Source organism: Arthrobacter gandavensis (genome assembly GCF_015355785.1).
In the GTDB taxonomy this organism is placed as follows: domain Bacteria; phylum Actinomycetota; class Actinomycetes; order Actinomycetales; family Micrococcaceae; genus Arthrobacter_B; species Arthrobacter_B gandavensis_A.
The window spans coordinates 317,209-331,674 of the sequence record NZ_JADKYW010000005.1 but is presented as its reverse complement, the minus strand read 5'-3'; the positions used below and the strand labels follow the sequence as shown (position 1 = coordinate 331,674).

Genomic DNA, 14,466 nt, shown 5'->3' with positions numbered 1-14,466 from the left:
CCCGCTCCCGTCCTTCCGGGCAGGAACGGGAAACGGCCCGGCCGCCTGCCGTCAGAACAGGATGGTTTCCCATGTCTAAGCCAGCCCTTCGAACTGACGAGGGCAGGTCCCGCCGATGACGAGATATGTTCTGCGCCGGGTCCTGCAGATGATCCCGGTGTTTCTCGGGGCCACCCTGCTGGTCTACTTCCTTGTTTTTTCGCTTCCCGGTGACCCGATTGCGGCACTCTTCGGTGACCGCCCGGTCAACGAGGTGGTTGCGGCGCAGCTGCGTGAACAGTACAACCTGGACCAGCCCTTTATGGTGCAGTATCTGGAGTATCTGAAGAACCTCCTGACCTTTAACCTCGGCAACGACTTCTCCGGCCGTCCCGTGGCAGAGGTCCTGGCCCAGATTTTCCCCGTCACCATGCGCCTGGCGGTGCTGGCGCTGTGCTTCGAAGCGGTGTTCGGCATCGTTTTCGGCCTGATCGCAGGATTGAAGAAAGGCCGGATCTTCGATGCCACGGTGCTCTTCGTTTCCCTCGTGGTCATCGCCATCCCCGTCTTTGTGCTGGGCTTCCTGCTGCAGTTCATCATTGGCGTCAAACTCGGCTGGACAGCCCCAACTGTGGGGGCCAGTGCCGGCTGGCGTGACCTGATACTTCCCGCCGTGGTGCTGGGCCTGGCCTCCTTCGCCTACGTGCTGCGGCTGACGCGCACCTCAGTCATCGAAAACATGAATGCCGACTACGTCCGCACCGCGACGGCCAAGGGCCTCTCCCGCCCGCGCGTGGTCACAGTGCACATCCTGCGCAACTCCCTGATTCCGGTGATTACGTTCCTGGGAGCGGACCTGGGTGCACTGATGGGCGGAGCAATTGTCACGGAAGGCATTTTCAACGTGCCCGGCGTGGGGCAGAAGCTCTACCAGGCGGTCATCCGCGGCGAAGGGCCCACGATCGTGTCCATCGTGAGCGTGCTGGTCCTCGTCTACGTGGTGGCGAACCTGCTGGTGGACCTGCTGTACGCCTGGCTGGACCCAAGGATCCGATATGAGTAAGAGCTACCGCACCCGGGAGCACTTCGTTGCTCCGGCGGATTCGGACGTCCTGCCGGAGACTGACGCTCTCCAGGACGGCAGGGCCCCCCTGAGTATGTGGGGGGAGGCCTGGCGCAACCTGCGGCGCAGGCCGCTGTTCATCATCTCCGCCCTGCTGATCCTGCTGATCATTGCAGTGGCGGCATTTCCGCAGCTCTTCACCCAGAACCCACCCGACGGCGCGTGCTATCTCGCGGACTCCAATGCCGGGCCCCGCCCGGGCCATCCGCTCGGATTCACGCTGCAGGGCTGCGACGTCTATGCCCGGCTCATCTACGGAACCCGGGCCTCCCTGCTGGTGGGCATCATCACCACCGCCTGCGTAGTGCTGCTGGGCGGAACACTCGGCGCGCTGGCCGGCTACTACGGGGGATGGCTCGACGCAGTGATTGCCCGGCTCGGCGACATCTTCTTTGCACTGCCGCTAATCCTGGGCGCCATCATCGTGATGCAGCTGCCCATGTTCCGGGAAAACCGCAACATCTGGACCGTGGTGCTGACGCTCGTAGTCTTCGGCTGGCCCCAGATAGCCCGCATCACCCGCGGCGCGGTGATCTCCGTGCGCAACGCGGACTTCGTCGTCGCGTCCCGGGCCCTGGGGGTCTCCAGGTTCCAGGCCCTGGTGAAGCATGTTCTGCCCAACGCCCTGGCGCCGGTGATCGTCACGGCCACCATCTCACTGGGAACCTTCATTGTGGCTGAAGCCACCCTGTCCTTCCTGGGGATCGGCCTGCCGCCGGACATCATGTCCTGGGGCAATGACATCTCCTCAGCCCAGACTTCGCTGCGTGCCAACCCCGCAGCGCTGCTCTGGCCGGCCGGAGCGCTCTCCGTCACCGTCCTCAGTTTCATCATGCTCGGCGACGCCGTGCGTGATGCCCTCGACCCGAAAGCCCGCAAGCTATGACCTCCACTGCCCACAGCCCGGCAACCGAGCCGGCGCCGCTGCTGGACATCCGCTCGCTCGCGATTTCCTTCACCACGTCCAACGGCATAGTCAACGCCGTGCAGGACGCGAACCTGACCATCCTTCCCGGGGAAACCGTGGCCATTGTGGGGGAGTCCGGCTCGGGAAAATCGACGACGGCGCTCGCAGCCATCGGTCTCCTGCCCGGCAACGGACAGGTCAGCGCCGGGCAGATTCTTTTCGACGGCGAAGACATCACCCATGCCAGTGCCAAGCGGATCGTCCAGCTGCGCGGCAACTCGATCGGGATGGTTCCGCAGGACCCGATGTCCAACCTCAACCCGGTGTGGAAGATCGGCTTCCAGGTGCGCGAGACGCTGAAGGCCAACGGCCGGCCCGCCACGGATACTGATGTTGCCCGGGTGCTGGGCCAGGCGGGCCTGCCCGACGCCGCCTCCCGGGCCCGGCAGTACCCGCACGAGTTTTCCGGCGGGATGCGCCAGCGCGCCCTGATCGCCATTGGCCTCTCCTGTTCTCCACGGCTGCTGATCGCAGACGAGCCGACCTCGGCGCTGGACGTGACCGTACAGCGCCAGATACTGGACCACCTGGAAACACTGACCCGGGAAATGGGTACGGCCGTGCTGCTCATCACCCATGACCTCGGCCTGGCGGCCGAACGCGCCCAGCGCGTGGTGGTGATGTACAAAGGGCGCGTGGTGGAGTCCGGGCCTGCCCTGGAGATACTGCGCAATCCCCGCCATCCCTACACACAGCGGCTGGTGGAGTCGGCGCCGTCGCTCGCTACGAAGCGGATCGACTCGGTCCGGGACAGGGGACTTGAACCGCCGTCAGGACCCGGCACGCGTCCCGCGCGGGAACCCGGCACCCCGGACGTCATCGAAGTCCGCAACCTCACCAAGGTCTTCAAGCTGCGCAGCGGGCTGGGCAGGCACAACGATTTCACGGCCGTGGACGACGTGTCCTTTGCCGTGCCGCGCGGCACCACCACCGCCGTCGTCGGCGAATCAGGCTCCGGCAAGTCCACCGTTGCCCGGATGGTGCTGAACCTGGAGAAGCCGACCAGCGGCAGCATCCTCTTTGACGGAACGGATGTAACCACCCTGGGCAGGAGGGAGCTCTTCGCATTCCGCCGCAGGGTGCAGCCGATCTTCCAGGACCCCTACGGTTCGCTGGACCCGATGTACAACATCTTCCACACCATCGAAGAGCCACTGCGCGTCCACGGCATCGGGGACGCCGCAGGCCGGGCCGCTAAGGTCCGCAGGCTGCTGGACCAGGTGGCGCTGCCGCAGTCTGTGATGCGCCGCTTCCCCAACGAGCTTTCCGGCGGCCAGCGCCAGCGGGTTGCCGTAGCACGGGCACTTGCACTGGACCCTGAAGTGGTCATCTGTGACGAGGCCGTTTCAGCACTGGACGTCCTGGTGCAGGCGCAGATCCTGAACCTGCTGGCCGAACTGCAGGCAGACCTGGGGCTGAGCTATCTCTTCATCACGCACGATCTGGCGGTGGTGAGGCAAATCGCAGATGACGTCTGCGTAATGCAGAAGGGAAAGGTGGTTGAAACAGGAACCACGGATGAAGTCTTCACCAATCCGCGGCAGGACTACACCAAGGCACTGCTCGCGGCTATCCCCGGAGCTGGACTCGAACTGCCCCCGGAAGCTGCCTGAGCGGCCGGGGGAGCGCGGCCGGCCCGGGGCGCATTAGGGAACCTTTGGCAAAACGACTAGAATGGCACGGTGCCCGCTGACGGCGGCCTCTCGGTGACTTCTTACACGTGTGTTCCAACGCAGCATTTGTACAGAACTGCCGGATTCTCCGGATCGATTCCGGACCACTGTGAATTATCCCCGAACTGTTACCAATGAATTGAGTCTTCACGCATGTCAGAAACCAACACGGCTGTGAACAGCGCAGTGCGTAGCGATCTCCGCAACGTTGCTATTGTGGCCCACGTTGACCACGGCAAAACGACCCTCGTCGACGCCATGCTCAAGCAGACGAACTCCTTTGCTGCGCACGGAGATGTCGAAGAACGCGTGATGGACTCAGGTGACCTGGAACGTGAAAAGGGCATCACCATCCTGGCCAAGAACACCACCGTGTTCTACAACGGCCCGGCTGCCAACGGCGAAACCATCACCATCAACGTGATCGACACTCCCGGCCACGCCGACTTCGGCGGTGAGGTCGAGCGCGGCCTGTCCATGGTCGACGGCGTGGTGCTGCTCGTGGACGCCTCCGAAGGCCCGCTGCCGCAGACCCGCTTCGTGCTGCGCAAGGCGCTGGCCGCCAAGCTGCCCGTCGTCCTGCTGGTCAACAAGACCGACCGCCCCGACGCCCGCATCGACGAGGTTGTCAGCGAATCCATGGACCTGCTCCTTGGCTTGGCATCCGACCTTGCGGACGAAGTTCCGGACCTTGACCTTGACCTGGTCCTGAACGTCCCCGTTGTCTACGCTGCCGCCCGCGTGGGTGCTGCTTCCCTGGAGCAGCCCGCCGACGGCCAGGCACCGGACAATGACAACCTTGAGCCGCTGTTCAAGACGATCATCGACCACATCCCGGCTCCGACGTACGATCCCGAAGGCGTCCTTCAGGCCCACGTCACCAACCTGGATGCTTCCCCCTTCCTGGGCCGCCTCGCGCTGCTGCGCATCTTCAACGGCACCCTGCGCAAGGGACAGCAGGTTGCCTGGGCCCGCCATGACGGCAGCCTGAAGACCGTGAAGATCACCGAACTGCTGGCCACTAAAGCCCTTGAGCGTGTTCCGGCCGAGTCCGCCGGTCCCGGCGAAATTGTCGCCGTCGCCGGCATCGAGGACATCACCATTGGTGAAACCCTCACCGATCTTGAGAACCCGAAGCCGCTGCCGCTGATTACGGTGGACGATCCCGCGATCTCCATGACCATCGGTATCAACACCTCCCCGCTGGCCGGCAAGGTCAAGGGCGCGAAGGTCACCGCCCGCCAGGTGAAGGACCGCCTCGACAAGGAACTGATCGGCAACGTTTCCCTGCGGGTCCTGCCCACCGAGCGTCCGGATGCCTGGGAAGTCCAGGGCCGCGGCGAGCTCGCCCTGGCCATCCTCGTGGAGCAGATGCGCCGCGAAGGCTTTGAACTGACCGTCGGCAAGCCGCAGGTTGTCACGAAGGTCGTTGACGGCAAGGTCCACGAGCCGATGGAGCACATGACCATCGACGTGCCCGAGGAATACCTCGGTGCCGTGACCCAGCTGCTGGCAGCCCGCAAGGGACGCATGGTCAACATGGCCAACCACGGCACCGGCTGGGTCCGCATGGAATTCATCGTTCCCGCCCGCGGCCTGATCGGATTCCGCACCCGCTTCCTCACGGAAACCCGCGGCGCAGGCATCTCCGCTTCCATCTCCGAAGGCTACGAGCCCTGGGCCGGTCCGATCGAATACCGTACCAACGGTTCGATGATCGCTGACCGCGCCGGCGTCGTTACCCCGTTCGCCATGATCAACCTGCAGGAACGCGGCTCCTTCTTCGTGGAGCCCACCTCCGAGGTTTACGAAGGCATGATCGTCGGCGAGAACTCCCGCGCCGATGACATGGACGTGAATATCACCAAGGAAAAGAAGCTCACCAACATGCGTGCAGCTTCCTCGGACACGTTCGAGAACCTGACCCCGCCGCGCAAGCTGACGCTCGAGGAATCCCTCGAGTTCGCCCGCGAGGACGAGTGCGTGGAGGTCACCCCGGAGGCTATCCGCATCCGCAAGCTCATCCTGGACGCCAACGAGCGTGCCAAGGCCAACCGCGCCCGCGCGAAGGCCTAGTCCAATCGCCGTGTTCCAGGCACCAGGTCACAGGGTCCCGCACTGGCGGGGCACTGTGGCCGTTGTGCTTGGTGCCCTGGCGGCGGGCATCCTGGGAACGTCACTGCACGCCCACGTGCTCTATGCGGGGGAGACACCGCTGCCCCTTGGGGCGGCCGGAGCGCTGGTCCTCAGTGCCGCCGTCGCCGTCTTTGCCGGGCTGTGGGCGCGTTCAGTAGCCGCCAGCGCGGCTACCGGAATCCTGACCTACGTCCTGCTCGGGGTCTTCTCCCTGGATATTTTCAGCGGTCCGCTGATTGTCACGGGAACGGAATCGGGGCTGGACCTTCCGGTCATTACCGCCGGGCTGATCTGGCTCTTCGGCCAGTCGCTGGCGACGGTCGCGGCCGTGATGGTCACCGCCGTCGTGCTGCGGCGCGAAGCGCGCTTTGAACGCACAGCCCAGCAGGCGCCGGTCCTGCCCTACGGGAGCGACCCCGGCTACCGTCAGGGCCCCGAAAACCGGAGCTAGTCCAGCCGTTCGCTGGTGCGGTCCAGGTGATGGGCCAGCAGAAGGGACGTAGGCGTGCCGTCCGGATCCGGGCCGCGCAGTGCATAGTCGTCGAAAACCGCCCGCAGCTTGTCCATCAGGATGCGGCGGTTTTCTTCGTTAAGGCTCAGGCCCATGCGCACAACCTCAATGTCGGACGGCGGGAGCCCTTCGATTTCCTGCAGGAACGTCTCGATGAAGACCATGTTGGCACTCTCCGGCAGCGAGGTCTTCCAGCTAAGCCCGGTGGCGCGGTAGGGAATTTCCTTGGCGCCGCGGTTACCGGTGCGGGGCGTGCCGGCAGCAAGGAAACCCGTGGCCAGCAGTGTCCGCACGTGGTGCAGGGCCGTGGCCGGATTCAGGTCCAGCGCCTCGGCAATCTCTTTGTTGGTCCGCTCGGCGTGCAGGCACAAACGCAGGATCCGCAGCCGCACGGGGGAGCTCAGCGCTCGTCCCCGGGCCTGGATCATTTCATCGTTTGGCATCAAACCAGCATACGCCGGGCTCGGTGGCGGCTTACTCCGGGGAGCCGGTCCGGCGCGGGCCGCGCCGTTCGGGGGCGGGCGGAACGGGCTTGCCCGCGGTCACCAGGACCCAGGGGATGCGGACCGTTCCGGTGCGGGTAGCCACGGTGAGTCCGACGTCGTCGAGGGCCGTGATGGTTCCCAGCGCGTCCGTGAGGCCGCCGTCAAAGCGGTAACGCACGACGGCGCGCTGGCCCGTGCCCGCTGCACGGAGGCGTTCCTCGGGGGATGGGGCTCTCACCGTTACATAGTACGCGGCACCCTCCCGGCTGGGAGATAATGGAACGGACTACTAACGTGGAAGCATTACCGCGTGGAGATCTGCCGCGACGCGGAAATCCGCACACCAAGGAAGGCAAAGGGACGTGACGTACGTAATTGCGCAGCCATGCGTGGATGTTAAAGACAAGGCATGTATCGAAGAATGCCCCGTGGACTGCATCTACGAAGGTGAACGCTCCCTCTACATCCACCCGGACGAGTGCGTGGACTGCGGCGCCTGTGAACCGGTTTGCCCGGTCGAGGCCATCTACTACGAGGACGACACCCCCGAGGAGTGGGCGGACTACTACAAGGCCAACGTCGAATTCTTCGACGACCTGGGATCCCCCGGCGGTGCCGCAAAGCTCGGCAACACGCACAAGGATCACCCGCTGATCGCCGCACTTCCGCCGCAGAACCAGGGATGAGCACCAAAGCCTCCGGCGGCTTCGGCCTGAACCTGCCGGAATACCCGTGGGAGGCCATGGCACCGTACGTGCAGCAGGCATCACGGCATGCCGACGGCGCTGTAAACCTCTCGATCGGAACTCCGGTCGATCCCACGCCGGACTTCATCCAGGCCGCCCTTGCCGCGGCAGCGGATGCGCCAGCGTACCCCACTACGCACGGAACCGCAGCGCTGCGGCAGGGGATTGCGGAGTGGTTCTCCCGCCGGCGGTCCGTGCCGGGCCTTGACCCGCAGGACATTATGCCCACGGTGGGCTCCAAAGAGCTGGTGGCCTGGCTGCCCCTGCTGCTGGGCCTGGGTTCCGGCGACGTCGTAGTCCGGCCCACCGTCGCTTACCCGACGTATGACATGGGTGCCGTACTGGCCGGGGCGACGCCCGTGGCCGCCGATGACCTTGACGACCTTGATGAACAGACCCGCTCCCGGGTTCGGCTGGTCTGGGTCAACTCTCCTGGCAACCCGACCGGCAGTGTCCGCGGCGTCGAATCGATGGCTGCGCTGGTGGACCAGGCACGTTCTCTTGGCGCCGTTGTGGCATCGGACGAGTGCTACGCCGAACTCGGCTGGGGCGAATGGGACACGGCACGCGGCGGGGCTCCGGTTCCGTCCGTCCTTGACCCGCGGGTCAGCGGCGGCAGCAATGACTTCCTCCTTGCGGTCTACTCAATGAGCAAGCAGTCCAACCTTGCCGGCTACCGTGCTGCCTTCGTGGCCGGTGACGGCGCGATTATCGCGAACCTGGTGAACAGCCGCAAACACGCCGGGATGATTGTCCCGGCGCCGGTCCAGGCTGCCATGCTGGCGGCCCTGTCCGATGACAGCCACGTAGCGGAGCAGAAGGACAGGTACCGGGCCCGGCGTGAGGTCCTGGTTCCGGCTCTGGAGGCATTCGGCCTGAAGATTTCAAGCTCCGAGGCCGGCCTCTACCTTTGGGCGACGGCCGGAGAAGACACCTGGACCACCGTGGAACGGTTCGCCGCGCTCGGCATTGTTGTTGGTCCCGGCGTTATCTACGGGAACGCGGGTGCGGGCTATGTCCGGGTCGCGCTGACAGGAAGCGACGAGCGCGTCGCGGCGGCAGTACGCCGGCTGGAAGCAGCAGCGGGCTGAACCGGCCGTGGCATCATGCACTGATGTTGCGCTTGCACAACAACATGGCTGCGGATTAGTTGTATCGCCCCGTAACCCGGTAGCGTTTTAGCGAAATAGATAAAAGCACGAATGTGTACTATGGGCGCTCTTCTCACGAGGACGCGGGCCCGTAGCAGTGGGTTCTTCAAACTCCTGAAGGAGAAAAATGACTGAGCGACCAAGTGCCGAACTGCACTATGGGACCGACCCTGCGGACAAGCTTGAGCTGCCCCGCATCACTGCCAATGAGGGCAACGACGGCTTTGACGTGTCGAAGCTGCTGAAGCAGACCGGCACCGTTACTTTCGACCCCGGTTTCATGAACACCGCCGCCACCACCTCGGCGATCACCTACATCGACGGCGACGCCGGGATCCTGCGCTACCGCGGTTACCCGATCGAGCAGCTGGCGAAGCACTCGAGCTTCCTGGAAACCTCATACCTGCTGATCTACGGCAACCTGCCCACCCCGGCAGAGCTTGAGGCTTTCGACCACCGGATTCGCCGCCACACGCTGCTGCATGAGGACCTCAAGGGCTTCTTCGGCGGTTTCCCGCGTGACGCGCACCCGATGCCGGTACTTTCCTCAGCCGTCAGCGCCCTCTCCACCTTCTACCAGGACTCCCTGGACCCCTTCGATGAGGAGCAGGTGGAGCTGTCCACCGTGCGCCTCATGGCGAAGCTCCCCGTGATCGCGGCCTACGCACACAAGAAGAGCATCGGCCAGCCCATGCTCTACCCGGACAACTCCATGAACCTGGTGGAGAACTTCATGCGGCTCTCCTTCGGCCTGCCCGCCGAGCCGTACGAGCTGAACCCGAAGCTGGTCAAGGCCCTGGACCTGCTGCTGATCCTGCACGCAGACCACGAGCAGAACTGCTCCACTTCAACGGTCCGCCTGGTGGGCAGCTCCAACGCGAACATGTTCGCTTCGATCTCCGCCGGCATCAGCGCCCTCTTCGGCCCGCTGCACGGCGGGGCCAACGAAGCCGTGCTCAACATGCTGCGGGACATCCAGTCCACCGGCACGCAGCCCGAAGCCTTCATGGAGAAGGTCAAGAACAAGGAAGACGGCGTGAAGCTCATGGGCTTCGGGCACCGCGTCTACAAGAACTATGATCCGCGCGCCAAGATCGTCAAGGCCACCGCACACGAGATCCTCGCGGACCTGGGCGGCAACGACGAGCTGCTGGACATTGCCATGCGCCTGGAAGAGAAGGCCCTCGCGGACGACTACTTCATTGAACGCAAGCTGTACCCGAACGTGGACTTCTACACCGGCCTGATCTACAAGGCCATGGGCTTCCCGGAGAAGATGTTCACCGTCCTCTTCGCCATCGGCCGCCTCCCGGGCTGGATTGCCCAGTGGCGAGAAATGATGCAGGATCCGCAGACCAAGATTGGCCGGCCGCGTCAGCTGTACACAGGTCTTCCGGAGCGCAGCTTCCCGGAGCGCTAGAACACACAGGAAGGGCCCGCATCCTCAGGATGCGGGCCCTTCCTTGCGTCCCTGCCAGACCCGATACGTTCCCACCCCTCCCGAGAGGCAGATACGGCTGTTTTGATGCCTCAAACGGGCCGTAACTGACCTCTCGGGGGTCGGGGCGGAGGAGGACTAGGCCTGGGAGGCGTAGCCCTGCGGGTTCTGTTTCTGCCAGTTCCAGTGGTCCCGGCACATGTCATCCAGTGACCGGCCGGCGGTCCAGCCCAGGTCGGCCTTGGCGGCTGCGGGGTCGGCGTAACTCACGGCAGCGTCTCCGGGACGGCGGGGGGCAAGCTCATGAGGAATCTCCCTGCCTGCTGCCTTGGAGAAAGCGGCCAGGACTTCCAGCACCGAGGAACCGTTGCCGGTGCCAAGGTTCCAGCGCTGGACGCCCCTGCGGGCCGCAATGTAGTCAAGGGCCGCGAGGTGGCCCGCGGCCAGGTCCATGACGTGGATGTAGTCGCGCACTCCCGTGCCGTCCGGGGTGGGGTAGTCGCTGCCGAAGACCATGACCTTTTCACGGCGTCCGACGGCCACCTGGGCCACGAAGGGCAGCAGGTTGTTGGGGATACCCGTGGGATCCTCGCCGATCCGGCCGGATTCGTGTGCGCCGACCGGGTTGAAATAGCGCAGCAGCGCGATGCTCCAGCGCTCGTCTGAAGCGCCGAGGTCCGCCAGGATGTCCTCGATCTGCTCTTTGGTGCGGCCGTAGGGGTTCACGGCGTCCATTGGCTGGTCCTCCGCGAGCGGGACTTCCTCGGATGCCCCGTACACGGTGGCCGAGGAGCTGAAGACGATGGTCCGCAGATCGTGGCGGTCCATGGCCGTGAGCAGGTTCAGCGTTCCGGCGACATTGTTCCGGTAGTAGTGCAGCGGCTTGGCTACCGACTCACCGACTGCCTTGAGCCCGGCGAAGTGGATGACGGCCTCGGGGGAGTGCTCGGTGAAGATCTGCTCCAGGGCGGCAGGATCCAGCAGATCTGCCTGCACGAAGGCCGCGGTGCGTCCGGTGAGCTCCTGGACCCGGGCCAGGGATTCAGTGCTGGAGTTTGCCAGGTTGTCCATTACTACGACGTCGTGGCCAGCCTGCAGCAGCTCGAGGGTGGTGTGGGACCCGATGTAGCCGGTTCCTCCGGTGACTAGTATGCGCATGGTTCAAGCCTAGCGGGTTCGCCCCGGGTGGCCGTGATGCCCGGCGGGACGCTATCCCCGGCCGACTGACACCGGGGCGATATGGATGGCAACCTGGGTCGCCGGAGCATCCGAAGAGCTCCAGGTGGCGCTGCCGCGGGTCCAGGTCCTGGAGTCGAAGGAGACCTCATTGATGTTCAGCGCCTTCGCGTTGGCCACGGACCACTGGGCCAGCGACCAGCCGTACTCGCCGGAGGCACCCACAACCAGGACCTCACCGAGCACCATGGCCTGCTGCTGTCCGTACAGCGAGGACATGGCGGCCAGGACGGTGTTCGGATCTCCGGGTGCCTCGGCGGGACCCAGCGTGCAGCTGAGGGCGGCAGGTGACTGCCCGGCCAGGGCAGAGGCGAAGGCCCTGCCCTCCGGTTCGTGGTCCGCATAGGCGTCGGGAAAGGCGCTGCGCTGGACGGTCTGGGCAGCGACGGTGATCGGCAGGTCCTGGTAGCCGGGGACCTCGATGAGTGCGTCATAAAAGGCATTGGCCGCGTAGACCGGGTCCATGACCTCTTCCTGCGTGCCCCAGCCCTGGGACGGACGCTGCTGGAACAGTCCGCGTGAATCCGGACCGGCGTCGTCTCCGTAATCCAGGTTCCGCAGGCCGGACTCCTGGACCGCGGTGGCCAGGGCGATCGACGCCGCCCGCGGCGGGAGGCCGCGGGCGACGGCGACGGCGGTGATGGTGGATGCGTTGACCGCCTGGTCAGGGTTCAGGGACCAGGAAGCGCCGCTGACGGCCGCAGTGCAGCGTTCGCGCACGGGACGCTCCTCGTCGCGTCCGGAGGCCAGGACCAGAAGGTAAAGCAGCACGGCTGCCACTGCCGCGGCACCAAGAAGCAGTACGCTGGTGCGTCTGCGCCGTGCCGGCGGCATGGTACGGGCCACTGCCCTTCTCTCCCGGACCGGACCCTAGTTGGCGTGCAGTGCTGCGTTAAGCTCAACCGTGCGGGCCAGGCGGGGAAGGGCTTCCACCGCGCCGGTTGCCGAATTGCGGCGGAACAGCAGCCCCGGCACGCCGGACAGGTCAGCGGCCTTAACCGTGCGGACTTCCTTCGTTTCCGGGTCGGTGACACTGACGCGGGTGCCCGCAGTGACGTACAGGCCCGCCTCGACGACGCTGTCATCGCCGATGCTGATCCCCACACCGGAGTTCGCGCCCAGGAGTACCCGCTCACCTACCGTGATGCGTTCCTTGCCGCCGCCGGACAGGGTTCCCATGATGGATGCGCCGCCTCCGACGTCGGAGCCGTTGCCCACCACGACACCGGCCGAGATGCGGCCTTCCACCATGGAGGTGCCGAGGGTGCCTGCGTTGAAGTTCACGAATCCTTCGTGCATGACGGTGGTGCCTTCGGCCAGGTGTGCACCCAGGCGGACACGGCCTGCGTCTGCGATGCGCACGCCGGAGGGCAGGACGTAATCCACCATGCGGGGGAACTTGTCCACGCCGTAGACGGTGACGGCGCCGCGGGCACGCAGGGCGATCCGCACCTGGTCGAAGCCGGCCACCTGGCAGGGGCCGAAGTTGGTCCAGACGACGTTGGGCAGGACACCGAAGATGCCGTCCAGATTGATCGTGTTCGGTGCCGCGAGGCGGGCGGAGAGAACGTGCAGCCGGAGGTAGGCGTCGGCGGTGCCTGCCGGCGCGTCGTCGAGGTCGATCTGTGTTTCGACGACCTCGCCGCGGGTTCCGCGGACCTCGTCAGCCATTGCCGCCGCGGCTTTCCCGAGCTCTGCTGCCAGCTCGCCGTCGTTCTGCAGGGGAGCGAGGGCCGGGCGGGGATACCAGACATCCAGGACCGTGCCGTCTGCGGTAACGGTGGCCAGTCCAAGACCGGACGCGGTGCGTGGGGTGGGGGCTGAGGAAGTGCTTGAAGTCATGGCTTCTACTCTACCGAGCGGTACTGTGGACCGGTGACCGTATTACCTGCCGAACCCCTGAACCTGCTCGACGACGTCGCTGACCTCACGGCGGCACTGATGGACATTGAGAGTGTGTCCGGGAACGAAGCGGCGATCGCCAATGCCGTTGAAACTGCCTTGAAGGGCCTTGACCACCTGGAAGTGGTGCGGGACGGCGATTCGATCATGGCCCGCACGAGCCTTGGACGCAGTGAGCGCGTCATCCTGGCCGGCCACCTGGACACCGTGCCCCTGCCTTCCGTTCCCGGCTCGCGGGGAACCGTGCCTTCAAGCCGTGACGGCGACGTCATCTATGGCCGGGGCGCCACGGACATGAAGGGCGGCGTGGCCGTGCAGCTGGCGCTGGCCGCCAGGCTCACCGATCCAAGCCGGGACGTGACGTTTATCTTCTACGACCATGAGGAAGTCGACGCCTCCCTCAGCGGCCTGGGCCGTCTGGAGAAGTCCTTTCCTGAATGGTTGAGGGCGGACTTCGCCATCCTGCTGGAGCCCACGGACGGCACAGTGGAAGGCGGATGCAACGGGACCATGCGCTTCCAGGCCCGTACCACCGGCAAGGCGGCGCATTCAGCCCGTGCCTGGATGGGGGAGAACGCCATCCACGGCGCCGCGGAGATCCTGGTGCGGCTGCGCGACCACCAGCCGGCGACCGTGCGGGTTGAAGGACTGGACTACCGCGAGTCACTCAATGCGGTGAAGATTCACGGCGGCACTGCCGGCAATGTCATCCCGGATTCCGCAGTCGTGGAGATCAACTACCGGTTCGCCCCGGACAAGGAGCCGGCCCAGGCCGAGGCCTACGTGCGCGAGCTGCTGGACGGCTTCGACCTGGTCCTCACCGACTCCTCGGCGGGAGCCCGTCCCGGGCTGGACCGGCCGGCAGCGGCCAGCTTCGTAGCAGCCGTGGGAGCCGAGCCCAAGCCCAAGTACGGCTGGACCGACGTCGCGCGCTTCAGTGCCCTGGGAATTCCGGCAGTCAACTTCGGTCCGGGAGATGCGCTGCTGGCGCACTCGGACAACGAGCACGTCAGCAGCGAAGCCGTTCGCCGGTGCCTCGCTGCTTTGGAGGCCTGGCTCGCCGCATAGCCTCCTCATTGGGATGACAGAAAGTGCCCTTTGGAAGCAAGCTTCCAAAGG

14 protein-coding genes are annotated in these 14,466 nt (G+C 65.4%); 9 read left to right on the top strand and 5 right to left on the bottom strand.

The genetic code is table 11. The features are described 5' to 3' along the window. The first annotated feature begins 115 nt into the window (after window positions 1–115). The 5 genes from ITX31_RS06585 to ITX31_RS06565 all read left to right on the top strand — a co-directional run bounded on the left by ITX31_RS06585 (window position 116) and on the right by ITX31_RS06565 (window position 6,329). A complete protein-coding gene (locus ITX31_RS06585; RefSeq protein WP_194782673.1) occupies window positions 116–1,042 on the top strand; it encodes an ABC transporter permease in 927 nt (308 codons plus the stop codon). Next, window positions 1,035–1,988 carry an ABC transporter permease gene (locus tag ITX31_RS06580; RefSeq protein ID WP_194782672.1) on the top strand — a complete coding sequence of 318 codons (954 nt, stop codon included), beginning with the start codon at window positions 1,035–1,037 and terminating at the stop codon, window positions 1,986–1,988. The genes ITX31_RS06585 and ITX31_RS06580 overlap by 8 nt, the downstream gene beginning before the upstream one ends. After that, entirely contained in the window at window positions 1,985–3,682 is a 1,698-nt protein-coding gene (locus tag ITX31_RS06575; protein WP_194782671.1) for a dipeptide ABC transporter ATP-binding protein, read from the top strand. Before ITX31_RS06580 ends, ITX31_RS06575 begins: the two co-directional genes overlap by 4 nt. A gap of 213 nt (window positions 3,683–3,895) precedes the next feature. Next, window positions 3,896–5,818, top strand: a complete 1,923-nt coding sequence (gene typA, locus ITX31_RS06570; RefSeq protein WP_194782670.1) for a translational GTPase TypA — start codon at window positions 3,896–3,898, stop codon at window positions 5,816–5,818. 55 nt (window positions 5,819–5,873) lie between these two features. Further along, a complete protein-coding gene (locus ITX31_RS06565) occupies window positions 5,874–6,329 on the top strand; it encodes a hypothetical protein (protein ID WP_194782669.1) in 456 nt (151 codons plus the stop codon). On the opposite strand, the gene ITX31_RS06560 is transcribed toward ITX31_RS06565, so the two are convergent. Together ITX31_RS06560 and ITX31_RS06555 are read right to left on the bottom strand one after the other, a co-directional pair. After that, on the bottom strand, window positions 6,326–6,832 hold the full coding sequence (locus ITX31_RS06560) for an ArsR/SmtB family transcription factor (protein WP_194782668.1): 507 nt from the start codon (window positions 6,830–6,832) through the stop codon (window positions 6,326–6,328). The genes ITX31_RS06565 and ITX31_RS06560 overlap by 4 nt on opposite strands. A gap of 31 nt (window positions 6,833–6,863) precedes the next feature. Further along, window positions 6,864–7,112, bottom strand: a complete 249-nt coding sequence (locus ITX31_RS06555; RefSeq protein WP_194782667.1) for a hypothetical protein — start codon at window positions 7,110–7,112, stop codon at window positions 6,864–6,866. Window positions 7,113–7,236: 124 nt separating this feature from the next. On the opposite strand from ITX31_RS06555, the gene fdxA reads away from it, so the two are divergent. From fdxA to ITX31_RS06540, 3 genes are all read left to right on the top strand, one after another. Next, entirely contained in the window at window positions 7,237–7,560 is a 324-nt protein-coding gene (gene fdxA, locus ITX31_RS06550) for a ferredoxin (protein WP_091602954.1), read from the top strand. Then, window positions 7,557–8,711: a succinyldiaminopimelate transaminase gene (gene dapC, locus ITX31_RS06545; protein ID WP_194782666.1), complete on the top strand. Its 1,155-nt coding sequence runs from the start codon at window positions 7,557–7,559 to the stop codon at window positions 8,709–8,711. Before fdxA ends, dapC begins: the two co-directional genes overlap by 4 nt. A gap of 187 nt (window positions 8,712–8,898) precedes the next feature. Beyond that, the gene (locus ITX31_RS06540; protein WP_194782665.1) at window positions 8,899–10,191 is read left to right on the top strand and encodes a citrate synthase; all 1,293 of its coding nucleotides are present in this window, start codon (window positions 8,899–8,901) and stop codon (window positions 10,189–10,191) included. 156 nt (window positions 10,192–10,347) lie between these two features. Here ITX31_RS06540 and galE read toward each other — a convergent pair whose 3' ends face one another. Genes galE through dapD form a run of 3 tightly spaced genes read right to left on the bottom strand, consistent with a single transcriptional unit; the run spans window position 10,348 to window position 13,287 of the window. Then, a complete protein-coding gene (gene galE / locus ITX31_RS06535) occupies window positions 10,348–11,367 on the bottom strand; it encodes a UDP-glucose 4-epimerase GalE (RefSeq protein WP_194782664.1) in 1,020 nt (339 codons plus the stop codon). A gap of 51 nt (window positions 11,368–11,418) precedes the next feature. Then, window positions 11,419–12,279, bottom strand: coding sequence for a hypothetical protein (locus tag ITX31_RS06530; protein WP_194783544.1), 861 nt, complete (start codon window positions 12,277–12,279; stop codon window positions 11,419–11,421). Window positions 12,280–12,315: 36 nt separating this feature from the next. After that, entirely contained in the window at window positions 12,316–13,287 is a 972-nt protein-coding gene (gene dapD, locus ITX31_RS06525) for a 2,3,4,5-tetrahydropyridine-2,6-dicarboxylate N-succinyltransferase (RefSeq protein ID WP_194782663.1), read from the bottom strand. Between the two features lie 33 nt (window positions 13,288–13,320). Between dapD and dapE the strand changes: the two genes are divergently transcribed. Continuing rightward, on the top strand, window positions 13,321–14,415 hold the full coding sequence (gene dapE / locus ITX31_RS06520) for a succinyl-diaminopimelate desuccinylase (protein ID WP_194782662.1): 1,095 nt from the start codon (window positions 13,321–13,323) through the stop codon (window positions 14,413–14,415). Window positions 14,416–14,466 lie beyond the last annotated feature (51 nt).

Bases quoted from the DNA above. Each gene is read 5' to 3' on its own strand.
- dapD (WP_194782663.1), bottom strand. From the start codon at position 13,287: ATGACTTCAAGCACTTCCTCAGCCCCCACCCCACGCACCGCGTCCGGT.
- galE (WP_194782664.1), bottom strand. From the start codon at position 11,367: ATGCGCATACTAGTCACCGGAGGAACCGGCTACATCGGGTCCCACACC.
- ITX31_RS06580 (WP_194782672.1), top strand. From the start codon at position 1,035: ATGAGTAAGAGCTACCGCACCCGGGAGCACTTCGTTGCTCCGGCGGAT.
- ITX31_RS06585 (WP_194782673.1), top strand. From the start codon at position 116: ATGACGAGATATGTTCTGCGCCGGGTCCTGCAGATGATCCCGGTGTTT.
- typA (WP_194782670.1), top strand. From the start codon at position 3,896: ATGTCAGAAACCAACACGGCTGTGAACAGCGCAGTGCGTAGCGATCTC.
- ITX31_RS06575 (WP_194782671.1), top strand. From the start codon at position 1,985: ATGACCTCCACTGCCCACAGCCCGGCAACCGAGCCGGCGCCGCTGCTG.
- dapC (WP_194782666.1), top strand. From the start codon at position 7,557: ATGAGCACCAAAGCCTCCGGCGGCTTCGGCCTGAACCTGCCGGAATAC.
- ITX31_RS06560 (WP_194782668.1), bottom strand. From the start codon at position 6,832: ATGCCAAACGATGAAATGATCCAGGCCCGGGGACGAGCGCTGAGCTCC.
- ITX31_RS06540 (WP_194782665.1), top strand. From the start codon at position 8,899: ATGACTGAGCGACCAAGTGCCGAACTGCACTATGGGACCGACCCTGCG.
- ITX31_RS06530 (WP_194783544.1), bottom strand. From the start codon at position 12,279: ATGCCGCCGGCACGGCGCAGACGCACCAGCGTACTGCTTCTTGGTGCC.